At 66.5% G+C, this 10471-nt stretch carries 12 protein-coding genes; 6 read left to right on the plus strand and 6 right to left on the minus strand.

Translation table 11 applies throughout. From position 1 onward, the window contains the following. Positions 1–65: 65 nt before the first annotated feature. Positions 66–1031, plus strand: coding sequence for a L,D-transpeptidase family protein (locus tag ACFX4F_RS08240; RefSeq protein WP_380654034.1), 966 nt, complete (start codon positions 66–68; stop codon positions 1029–1031). 4 nt (positions 1032–1035) lie between these two features. After that, the gene (locus ACFX4F_RS08245) at positions 1036–1692 is read left to right on the plus strand and encodes a M23 family metallopeptidase (RefSeq protein ID WP_380654037.1); all 657 of its coding nucleotides are present in this window, start codon (positions 1036–1038) and stop codon (positions 1690–1692) included. A gap of 30 nt (positions 1693–1722) precedes the next feature. Here ACFX4F_RS08245 and ACFX4F_RS08250 read toward each other — a convergent pair whose 3' ends face one another. The 5 genes from ACFX4F_RS08250 to hflK all read right to left on the minus strand — a co-directional run bounded on the left by ACFX4F_RS08250 (position 1723) and on the right by hflK (position 6380). After that, positions 1723–2361 (minus strand): hypothetical protein, encoded by a 639-nt coding sequence (locus tag ACFX4F_RS08250; RefSeq protein ID WP_380654057.1) that lies wholly within the window; start codon positions 2359–2361, stop codon positions 1723–1725. A 162-nt stretch (positions 2362–2523) separates the two neighbouring features. After that, positions 2524–3816 carry an adenylosuccinate synthase gene (locus tag ACFX4F_RS08255; RefSeq protein WP_380654040.1) on the minus strand — a complete coding sequence of 431 codons (1293 nt, stop codon included), beginning with the start codon at positions 3814–3816 and terminating at the stop codon, positions 2524–2526. Between the two features lie 315 nt (positions 3817–4131). Further along, positions 4132–4317: a DUF2065 family protein gene (locus tag ACFX4F_RS08260; RefSeq protein ID WP_089236459.1), complete on the minus strand. Its 186-nt coding sequence runs from the start codon at positions 4315–4317 to the stop codon at positions 4132–4134. Positions 4318–4383: 66 nt separating this feature from the next. After that, positions 4384–5247, minus strand: coding sequence for a protease modulator HflC (gene hflC / locus ACFX4F_RS08265; RefSeq protein WP_099818905.1), 864 nt, complete (start codon positions 5245–5247; stop codon positions 4384–4386). Continuing rightward, complete coding sequence (gene hflK, locus ACFX4F_RS08270; protein ID WP_099818904.1) at positions 5244–6380, minus strand: FtsH protease activity modulator HflK; 1137 nt, start codon at positions 6378–6380, stop codon at positions 5244–5246. The genes hflC and hflK overlap by 4 nt, the downstream gene beginning before the upstream one ends. Positions 6381–6532: 152 nt before the next feature. Between hflK and ACFX4F_RS08275 the strand changes: the two genes are divergently transcribed. After that, positions 6533–7528: a YhdH/YhfP family quinone oxidoreductase gene (locus tag ACFX4F_RS08275; protein ID WP_099818903.1), complete on the plus strand. Its 996-nt coding sequence runs from the start codon at positions 6533–6535 to the stop codon at positions 7526–7528. 88 nt (positions 7529–7616) lie between these two features. After that, positions 7617–7988, plus strand: a complete 372-nt coding sequence (gene pilH / locus ACFX4F_RS08280; protein WP_005410644.1) for a twitching motility response regulator PilH — start codon at positions 7617–7619, stop codon at positions 7986–7988. Between the two features lie 145 nt (positions 7989–8133). Here the strand turns inward: pilH and ACFX4F_RS08285 are convergent, their stop codons facing one another. Further along, positions 8134–9030: a DnaJ C-terminal domain-containing protein gene (locus tag ACFX4F_RS08285; protein WP_380654046.1), complete on the minus strand. Its 897-nt coding sequence runs from the start codon at positions 9028–9030 to the stop codon at positions 8134–8136. A gap of 257 nt (positions 9031–9287) precedes the next feature. Between ACFX4F_RS08285 and ACFX4F_RS08290 the strand changes: the two genes are divergently transcribed. Further along, positions 9288–9770: a peroxiredoxin gene (locus ACFX4F_RS08290; protein WP_099818901.1), complete on the plus strand. Its 483-nt coding sequence runs from the start codon at positions 9288–9290 to the stop codon at positions 9768–9770. 30 nt (positions 9771–9800) lie between these two features. Beyond that, entirely contained in the window at positions 9801–10382 is a 582-nt protein-coding gene (locus ACFX4F_RS08295) for a bacterioferritin (protein ID WP_099818900.1), read from the plus strand. Positions 10383–10471 lie beyond the last annotated feature (89 nt).

Below are 10471 nucleotides of genomic sequence, written 5' to 3' on the forward strand. Positions count from 1 at the left end.
TCAGTTCCTTTTCACGGCAGCTACGCAGCGTTTGCAGGCAGGGTGAAGGCGTTATCTGCCTGGAGATGCCCATGCCCGTATGCCGCCCCGCCCTGCTTGCGCTTTCGCTGCTGATGTCGCCCGCCTTCGCGCAGGCCCCGCCACCCGCCGGCCTGCCAGCACCGATTGCCGAGAAAGCAGGCCCTGACACGGCGGCGCACTCGCCCCTGCATGCGCAGGTCCTGCTCGACCGTGCGAATTTCTCTCCGGGCGAGATCGATGGCGAGGTGGGCAGCAACCAGCGGCGTGCGGTGTCCGGCTTCCAGGCTGCGCACGGGCTGACCGTCAGCGGTGAACTGGACGACGCTACCTGGAAAGCCCTGCAGGCCGATACGGTCACTCCGCTGGCCAGCTATACGCTGACCGCCGAAGACGTGGCCGGTCCCTTTGTCGCCATCCCCAAGAAGCCGGCCGAACAGGCCAAGCTGAAATCACTGGGCTTCAGCAGTATCGAAGAATCACTGGGCGAGCGTTTCCATGCCGCCCCGGAGCTGCTGAAGGCCCTAAATCCCGGCGTGGATCTGAGCAAGGCCGGCACTCGCATCCAGGTGCCCAACATTGCGCCTGCCGCTTTGCCCAAAGCGGCCAAGCTGGTGGTCGACAAATCCGACTCCACCCTGCAATTGCTGGACGCGCAGGGCAAGGTGATCGCGCAGGTGCCGGTGTCGTCGGGCAGCGAGCACGACCCGCTGCCGATCGGTGAGTGGAAGATCCTCGGCGTGTACCCGGATCCGCCATTCCACTACAACCCGAAACTGTTCTGGGACGCAAAGAAGGGCGATCGCAAGGCGACGATTCCGCCCGGCCCGAACAATCCCGTCGGCCGGGTCTGGATCGACCTGTCCAAGCCGCATTACGGCCTGCACGGCACGCCGGTGCCCGGCCATGTCGGCAAGACCGAATCACACGGCTGCGTGCGCATGACCAATTGGGATGCACTGCGCGTGGCCGCGGTGGTGGATACGTCGGTAGTCGTGGTGATGCAGGAGTAAGCCGATGCGACTCGCGCAACTGATCGTGCTGGGACTGGTGATGGGCGTGGCCGCCGGATGGTGGCTGCAGCGCGATGGCGAGCCGTCCGATGACACGGCTGTCCGCGCCCTTACAGTGGCGCCGACTTCGGCTGCGGCGGACAAGGCCCCTGCCGTACCCGCGGAGCAGGCAGCGACGACGATCGCTGCGCCCGCCCCAGCAGCAACCGGCGACACACCCTCCGGCCTGCTGCTGCCGGTACAGGGCATTGCGCCGTCGCAACTACAGGACACCTTCACCGACGCACGCAGCGAAGGCCGTGTGCACGATGCGATCGACATCATGGCCGCTGCCGGCACGCCGGTGCTGGCCGTGGCCGATGGCCATATCGAGAAACTGTTCGACAGCAAACGCGGCGGCCTCACCCTCTACCAGTTCGAACCCAGCGGCCGCTGGTGCTACTACTACGCACACCTGCAGCGCTACGCCGACGGCCTGGCCGAGAAGCAGACCATCAAGCGCGGTGATGTGATCGGCTACGTCGGCAGCACCGGCAATGCCAACCCCGAAGCTCCCCATCTGCATTTCGAAGTGCACACGCTGGGGCCGGAGAAGCAGTGGTGGAAGGGTGAGTCGCTCAACCCCTATCCGCTGCTGAAAAAAGGTGACGGAGGGGAATAGGCCGCAACCCGCACGTTCTTTTCGGGGCGCCTATACAGCGCGCGGACGCTGCCTGCGCAGCGCGATGGTGAAGATCACCAGTGCGGTGCCGGGAATCAGCAGCAACAGCGCCACCAGCTTCCAGAAGAAGAACGGCCACAGCCAGATGTAGTCCAGGTCGGTCAGCTTCAGAAGATCCAGCGGCGGCTGCACTTCGACCGTTGCCGGCCTGCCGAGCAGCGCCGGCTCCACCTCCAGCACGGTCACCCGCAGCCAGGAGCGGCCACGGGGCAATGCGTCACCGCGGCCATAGCCGAAGTACGCGGCGGTGAAACCTGCCGTTTCAACGGTTTCCACCCTGCGCACGACCTCCGTCGCGGGCGGGCCTGATCGCACGCTTGCGCGGAAGTCCGCGTGCTCGTTGGGCGTTTCGATGCGCATCAGCACCTCGGGGTCGAGGGCCGGGTCGGCAGCGTTGGGCGGGTAGCGCAGCCGCAATCGCAGGCGATCATCGATGAAGCGGTAGACCACGATCTCCGCGCTCGCACCGGGGCTCAGCACCAGCGGCAGGGTCTGCGTGCGTGAAGCCAGATGGTTGGCCACAGCGCCCACCGCCAGCACCACACAAGCGGCTGCCCACAGGCCCCAGAACACCCACAGGGTGATCCGCAGCACCCTGGTCCCTCTCACGCTGACATCGCCGGTCATCGGTCCGCTTCCCTGCTGGCACGGCGTACACACTAACGAAAAAGCCCCGCGTTTGCGGGGCTTTTCCTTTCAGCGACGCCGGGCATGGCCCGGCGCTACCCGTGCGGCAGCATTGACAGGCAGAGCCTGGCATTGCCGCATCACTCAGGCGAACGGATCCTGCAGGACCATGGTGTGGTCGCGGTCCGGGCCGGTGGAGACGATGCTGATCGGGCAGCCGGCCAGTTCTTCCAGCGAACGCAGGTAGGCGCGTGCGGCCGGCGGCAGGTCGTCCCAGTTGGTGATGCCGTGGGTGTTCTCGGTCCAGCCCGGGAACTCCAGGTACACGGGGGTGCACTCTTCCCAGCCCTGCGCGTCCAGCGGCGCGTACTCGGTGCGCTTGCCGTTGTATTCGTAGGCGATGCAGACCTTCAGCTTTTCCATGCCGTCCAGCACGTCCAGCTTGGTGATGCACAGGCCGCTGATGCCGTTGATGGCCACCGCGCGCTTGAGGGCGACGATGTCCATCCAGCCGCAACGACGCGGGCGGCCGGTCGAGGCACCGTACTCGGCACCGCGGTCGCGGATGCCCTGGCCGATTTCATCGTCCAGCTCGGTCGGGAACGGGCCGCCGCCAACGCGGGTCGCGTAGGCCTTGGCGATGCCCAGCACGTAGTCGATCGCATCGGCGCCGACGCCGGCACCGGCCAGCGCACCACCAACGGTGGTGTTGGAGCTGGTGACGTACGGGTAGGTACCGTGGTCGATGTCCAGCAGCGCGCCCTGCGCACCTTCGAACAGCACGCGCTTACCCTGCTTGCGCAGGTCATGCAGGATGCCGGCAACGTCCGACTTCATCGGCTGCACGTACTCGCCGAAGGCCAGCGCCTCGTCGAAGGTCTTCTGGAAATCGACCGCGTCGGTCTTCAGGTAGTTGGTCAGCACGAAGTTGTGGTAATCCAGCGCGGTGCGCAGGAGTTCTTCCAGCTGCTTGGGGTAATGCAGGTCGGCGATGCGGATGCCGCGACGCGCCACCTTGTCTTCATAGGCCGGGCCGATGCCACGGCCGGTGGTGCCGATCGCCTTGCCGCCGGCAGCGCGTTCGCGCGCCTGGTCCAGGGCGATGTGGTACGGCATGATCAGCGGCGCGGCCGGGGAGATCTTCAGGCGCGAACGCACTTCCACGCCGGAGGTTTCCAGCTCGGCGATTTCCTTCTGCAGCGCAGCCGGCGAGATCACCACGCCGTTGCCGATCAGGCACAGCGCATCGTCACGCAGGATGCCCGACGGGATCAGGTGCAGGACGGTCTTCTTGCCGTTGATGACCAGGGTGTGGCCGGCATTGTGGCCGCCCTGGAAGCGCACGACCGCGCCGATTTCCTCAGTGAGCAGATCGACGATCTTGCCCTTGCCTTCATCGCCCCACTGGGCACCAAGCACTACGACAGACTGACCCATGACGGGTTCCTCTATTTGTTGCGGCCATCGGGGCCGCGGACGGGTAAACCGCAGCGGGGCTGGCCAGCGCTTGGGTGGCGGCTCCAAACGGGGAGCGGCCGGCGATGGAAGGCCCAGACACGGAAAAAGCCGAACGGGGGAGGCCCGTCCGGCTTTTGTGCATTATCCGGGTTTCCGGGGTCCGGTGCCACCTTTCCGACGGGCGGCTTCACCGGCCGGTCAGGCGCTGCCTGCTGTAGAGCCGAGCCCATGCTCGGCTGCCGTCCCGCCGCTGCGCGGCGCCGCCCGAGCATCGGCTCAGGCGCTACGGGCCAGTTAGTGCCGCACCCACCACAGCAGGCTCAGCCCGGCCAGCAGGACCAGGCCACCGAAGCTGCGCAGGGCCGGGCTGGGCAGGTCCAGCAGGCGTTCGGCCATGCGCTTCCAGGCCACGGGGGCCGCAAACAGCAACAGGCCTTCCAGCACCGCGACCAGGCAGACGGCGGCGAACAGATCTTTCATGGGGAACTCCGGAAAAGCACGGGGCCCGGCGTTTGGCCGGGCCCCGTGAGGTACTGCCGTGCGGTCTCAGCGATCGTTCTTGAGGTACTGCAGGAACGGGTCGTTCTTGTCCAGCACGATCACGCCGTTGCCGTCGGTCATCGAGCCGCGATAGGCCTCGAGGCTGCGGTAGAACGCGTAGAACGACGGGTCGGCCGAACCGGCCTTGCCATAGATGCGCGCAGCCTCGGCATCGCCTTCACCGCGCAGGCGCTGGGCATCGCGTTCGGCCTCTGCGATCAGCACGGTGCTGTCACGGTCGGCCTGGGCACGGATGGTCAGCGACTGCTCTTCGCCTTCGGCGCGCAGCTTGGCGGCTTCCTGCTTGCGCTGGGCGCGCATGCGCTCGTACACGTCATTGATCACCTGGCTGTCGGTCGGCAGGTCCACCTGCTTGATGCGCAGGTCGATCATCTGCATGCCCAGGCCGGCAACGGCTTCGTTGATCCCCTTCAGCTGCTCGGCGATCAGCTCGCTGCGGTCGCCGGAGACCAGCTGCTGCAGGGTGCGCGAGTTGATCTGGTTGCGCAGCGAGTCGGTGATGATCGGTGCCAGGCGGGCATTGGCGATACGCGGATCGCCGCCGGTGGCACGGAAGTAATCACCCACGTTGGAGATGTAACCGATGGCGAAGAAGTCGACGCTGACGTCCTTCTGCTCGGCCGTGAAGTAGCGGGCCGGCGCGGTGTCCAGCACCTGGAAGCGGCGATCAAACACCCGCACCGTTTCCACCACCGGCAGCTTGAAGTGCAGGCCCGGCTTGATGTCCGAACGCACCACCTTGCCCAGGTTCAGGACCATGGCGGTCTGGTCCTCGCGGACCACATACACCGAGCCCAGCAGGCCCAGCAGCCCCGCTACGACAACGGCAATCCAGATTGAATTTTTCATCGGCTGCCCTCCTCACGGCCGCTCGAACGCCCGGTCGGGCGGCCCACCGGCCGGCCCGGGTCACGGGAAGCTTCCACTGCCGTGGTACCCGGCAGCGACGGCATCACCACCTCCGGGTTCGTCACCCCCGGCGGCGCCGAGATGGTGGCACGGGTATCGCCGGTCATCGGCACGTAGATCAGCTGGCGGCCATCGCCACCAATGACCTTGCGGTTCTCGCTCAGCACCTGCTGCACCGTTTCCAGCCACAGCCGCTTGCGGGTAACTTCCGGTGCGTCCTTGTACTGGGCCTGCAGCAGGCTGAAGCGCTGGCCATCACCCTCGGCCTTGGACACAACGGCCTGCTTGTAGCCCTCGGCGGTGGTACGGGCACGCGAGGCCTGGCCACGCGCTTCAGGCACGACCTTGGCCGCATAGGCCTGGGCTTCGTTGATCAGGCGCTCCTTGACCTGCTGGGCACCGTTGACCTCGTCGAAGGCCGGCTTGACCTCCTCCGGCGGACGGGCGTCCTGCAGGGTCAGGCCGGTCACGGTCAGACCGGTCTTGAAGGCACGCAGCAATGTCTGCAGGCGCTCTTCAGCGGCCACGGCCAGCGGGCCACGGTTGTTCAGTACGGCGTTGAGGTCGGCGCGGCCGACTTCCTCGCGCACCGCGCTCTGCGCCGACTGCTCCAGCACCTGGTTGGCATCGACAGTGCCGAACAGATACTGCTGCGGGTCATCGATGCGGTACTGCACGTTCAACGAGACGTTGACGATGTTCTCGTCGCGGGTCAGCACCGGCACCTGGATCGAGAAGGTCTTGATCTCGGTGGCGTTGACCTTGGTGACCGATTCGATCGGCCAGGGCAACTTGAAGTTCGGGCCTGGGGTCAGGATGCGCGAGAACTGGCCGAAGCGCAGCACGACGCCACGCTGCTGTTCGCCGATCAGCTGGAAGCTGGAGAACAGCACCAGCAGGACCACCGCTGCCACCACCCAACGCAGGATGCCGCCATCGAACAGGTCCTTCAGCGGTCCGGGCAATCCGCCCCAGCCGCCACCATTGCCACCGCCGCGCGACCCGAACGGCCCGCGTCGATTGTCCTCGGGACCTTGTCCGCCCTTGTTGCCGCCGGGTGTATTCCAGGCCATGCACGCTCCATCAAGATGTGGGCTGCGACGCGGGCCCTTCCCGCAACGCCAGCCATGAACCATTACCGATCATACAAGATGGGGCTGACCGGCAGGATTGAAAGGGTCCGGAACGGGTAAGGTGGCGTTTTCCTTGAAGTCAGGCAGCGCCGATGGCCCCCACCACCCCGTTCACCGCCTTCCGCATCGAAAAAGACGACGCCGGCTACCGCAGCGGCCTGGTGCCGCTGAGCCTGGACGACCTTAACCCCGGCCAGGTGCTGATCCGCGCGCACTGGTCCTCGGTCAACTACAAGGATGCCCTGGCCGGCACCGGCAAAGGCCGGATCCTGCGGCGCTTCCCGCTGGTGGGCGGCATTGACGTGGCCGGCACGGTGGTCGCCTCCACCGATCCGGCCTGGCGCGAGGGCGATGCGGTCCTGGCCACCGGCTGCGGCCTCAGCGAAACCCGCGATGGCGGCTACAGCCAGTACGTGCGACTGGAATCGAGCGCGGTCATCGCCCAGCCGGCGGGCCTGAGCCCACGCGAGGCGATGGTGCTGGGCACCGCAGGTTTCACCGCTGCGCTGGCCCTGCTGCGCCTGCAGGACAACCGGCAGACGCCCGAGCTGGGGCCACTGGCGGTCACCGGCGCCAGCGGTGGGGTCGGTGCCCTGGCCGTGGACATCTTCAGCCGCGCCGGCTATGCCGTGCACGCGATCAGCGGCAAACCGGAGCAGACCGACTTCCTGCGCGCCATCGGTGCTGCCGAAGTGCTGCCGCGTGATGCCCTTGCCGACACCGGGCCGCTGCAGTCGGCACGCTTCGGCGGTGGCCTGGACAACGCCGGCGGGCCGATGCTGGCCAGCCTGCTGGCACAGACCGTGCCCTATGGCAGCGTGGTCAGTGCGGGCCTGGCCGCCAGCCCGACCCTGGAGATGACAGTAATGCCCTTCATCCTGCGCGGTGTCTCGCTGCTGGGTGTGTCGTCGGCCAATGCCCCGCGCGCACTGCGCGAAGAAGTGTGGGCTCGTCTGGGCGACGCGTGGAAGCCGCAGCACCTGGACCGCATCTGCACTGCCGAAGTCGGTCTGGACGGGCTGCCTGCGGTGTTCGATCGCATGCTGGCGGGCGGCTCGCTTGGCCGCACGGTGGTGCGGATCGACTGAACGTCGCAGGCAGGCGACGGACGGCAGCCGTCGCCCTCCCGCCAACGGGATGCCGGCACTACACTTCCGGCATCACATGGGGAACAACATGGCACGCATTCTGATCGTCGACGACTCACCGTCGCAGCTGTTGGGGATACAGCGCATCGTCGAGAAGCTCGGGCACCAGATCCTGACCGCCACCGATGGCGCGGCCGGGGTGGAGACCGCCAAGGCCGAGCTGCCCGACCTGGTTCTGATGGACGTGGTGATGCCCAACCTCAATGGCTTCCAGGCCACCCGCACCCTCGCCCGCGATGAAGCAACCCGGCACATTCCGGTGATCCTGGTGACTACCAAGGACCAGGACACCGACCGCATGTGGGGCATGCGCCAGGGCGCCAAGGCCTACATCACCAAGCCGTTCTCGGAAGACGAACTGTCCGAAGTGCTGGAGCGGGTGTTCGCCGGCCAGGGCTGACACACCGCCCTGGTAGATGCCAACCTTGGTGGGCACGCCTTTGCACTTGGTAGATGCCAACCTTGGTTGGCACGCCTTTGCTGGCCAGCGGCCGGCACTACCGGCAAGGCGTGCGGACCAAGGTCCGCACCCACCGAAGCAGATCTCAGATCGTTTCGCCAAACGCCTTGGCCAGATTCCGATAGGCCTTCTTCTGCGCCTCATCCGTCGCCGCCGGGGCAACAATCTCCAGCTCGACGATCTGATCGCCGTCCGGACTGCCCGGCAGGCCACGCCCACGCAGGCGCAGCTTGCGGCCGGCATCGGAGTCGGCCGGGATCTTCAGCTCCACCGCTCCGCCCAGCGTCGGCACGCTGATGCTGGTGCCCAACGCCGCCTGCCACGGGGTGACCGGCAGCGTGTACAGGATGTTGCGACCGTCGACCTCGAACTGCGGATGCGCGGCGTACTCCACTTCCAGCAGCAGGTTGCCGCCGTGGTTGCCCTGCCCGGCCAGGCGGATCACCTGCCCGGGACGGATGCCCTTGGGCACGCGCACGTCCAGCTGCTTGCCGTTGACGGTGATGCGCAGGCTGTCGCCGTTGTAGGCCGCCTCCAGCGGTACCGACAGCTTGGCCCGGGTGTCGCGGTTGGGTGCATGGCCGTGGCTGCTGAAGCCCGGCCCCTGGCCTGCGCCCTGGCCGCCGCGCTGGCGCGCGAACAGGCTCTCGAAGAAGTCGCTGAAGCCACCGTTGGGGCCTCCGCCACCACCACCGAACACTTCCTCGAAATTGAAACCGCCACCGCCGTAGTTCGGCGGCACATTGAATTCCTCGCCCGGGCGATAGCCCTGCGCGCGCAGCTGGTCATAGGCCGCGCGCTTCTCGGGATCGCGCAGCGCCTCGTAGGCCTCGTTGATGGCCTTGAACTTGTCTTCGGCCCCGGTCTCCTTGCTGACGTCCGGGTGGTACTTGCGTGCCAGCCGGCGATAAGCGGTCTTGATTTCCGCTTCGCCCGCGCTCGGTTCCACCCCCAGGGTGGCGTAATAATCCTTGAATTCCATCCAGCTACCTCGATTCGCTTCGGCGGCGCCGGTGGCGCCGCCCCGGGTTCATTCTACGCGCCGGCGATGCTACGCCGCCGGTCGTGCGGCAACGGTGAGGCCGACTGATCCAGCGCAATGCGCCTGCCATCGCCCTGCCCCATGCTGTGGCTGAGAGCCCCCGCAGAGGACGGAAATGGGGTGTATACATGGGTTTTCCAATGTCTTGACGCGTCCGTCCCCTCCTGGCCCCTACCCTCACCCAGCAAGGAGTTCCCATGACCATCCATGTCGGCGACCGCATTCCGGAAGTCACCCTCAAGCGCATCCGCGAAGGCATCGAGACCCTCGATACCCACGCCCTGTTCGACGGGCGCAAGGTGGTGCTGTTCGCCGTGCCCGGCGCATTCACCCCCACCTGTTCGGCCCGCCACCTGCCGGGCTACGTGGAAACGTTCGACGCCTTCCGCAAGCGCGGCATTGACGTGTACTGCATGGCGGTCAACGATCCGTTCGTGATGAAGGCCTGGGCCACCGACCAGCACGTGCCCGAAGGCCTGCTGATGTTGTCCGACGGCAACGCCGAACTGACCCGTGCGCTTGGCCTGGAGCTGGATGCAAGCTCGTCCGGCATGGGCATCCGTTCGCGCCGCTTTGCCCTGTACGTGGTGGACGGCACGGTACGCGCAGCCTGGATCGAGGAACCCGGACAGTTCGAGGTGTCTTCGGCCGAGCATGTGCTGGAGCACCTTCCCACTTGAACCCCTGACTACAAAGGAAACCGGCCAGCCATGTCCAACAAGCCAGCCAAATCCAGCAACGCCTCTCCGTCCGCCAGGATCGATGGCATCAGCGATCGCCAGACGCTGCGCGAGCGGGCGCGGAAGAACATCAAGGATGGTGCGATCACCGACAGCTACAGCGCCGACCGCAAGGTGGTGATCAAGCTGCTGAACGATGCTCTGGCCACCGAATATGTGTGCGTGCTGCGCTACTACCGCCACTATTTCATGGCCAAGGGCATGCTGGCCGATGCGGTGAAGGCCGAGTTCCTGGAGCACGCGCAGCAGGAGCAGGCACATGCCGGCAAACTGGCCGAACGCATCGTCCAGCTCGGCGGCGAGCCGGACCTCAATCCGGACACGCTGACCGCACGCTCGCACGCCGAATACAAGGAAGGCAGCGACCTGCGCGACATGGTCCGCGAGAACCTGGTGGCCGAGCGCATCGCCATCGACAGCTACCGCGAGATGATCAACTTCATCGGCGACAGCGATACCACCACCAAGCGCATTCTGGAAGAGATCCTGGCGCAGGAAGAAGAACACGCCGACGAATTCGCCGACCTGCTGGAGGGGTGGATCGGGGAATAGCCGCCGCCATCCCCCCCTGTAGAGCCGAGCCCATGCTCGGCTGATCGCCGCACGTGCGTCGCGGAAGCAGCCGAGCATGGGCTCGGCTC

It is taken from the genome of Stenotrophomonas sp. YIM B13575, from assembly GCF_042787595.1.
Lineage (GTDB): Bacteria > Pseudomonadota > Gammaproteobacteria > Xanthomonadales > Xanthomonadaceae > Stenotrophomonas > Stenotrophomonas lactitubi_B.